Source organism: Pseudomonas sp. SIMBA_041, assembly GCF_046535095.1.
Taxonomy (GTDB): domain Bacteria; phylum Pseudomonadota; class Gammaproteobacteria; order Pseudomonadales; family Pseudomonadaceae; genus Aquipseudomonas; species Aquipseudomonas mucoides.
Genome location: NZ_JAWRXJ010000410.1, coordinates 1 through 266 on the forward strand (window position 1 = coordinate 1; position 266 = coordinate 266).

1 protein-coding gene is annotated in these 266 nt (G+C 56.8%); it reads left to right on the forward strand.

Going from position 1 to position 266, the window contains the following annotated elements; all coding sequences use genetic code 11:
• On the forward strand, positions 1–266 hold a 266-nt coding region (locus tag SB725_RS31705; protein WP_410923403.1), incomplete at both ends, for an ATP-binding protein.

Consider the following 266-nt stretch of genomic DNA (forward strand, 5'->3'; position numbering starts at 1 on the left):
GTACTAAAGCGGAAGGTGAGGGGACGGGGCTAGGGCTGAGCATGGCATATGGCTTCGTCAAACAGTCTGGCGGTCACATGAGGATATACAGCGAACCCGGACATGGAACGACGGTGAAGATTTACCTTCAGCGCTCCGTGGGCGAGGTCGTTGATTCTGAAACGTCTCATTCGCGCGCCGTTACCGGTGGCTCAGAAACGATCCTCGTGGTTGAGGACGATCGCAGGGTTCAGTCGACCGTTATAGAGCTGCTGACCGGCCTTGGT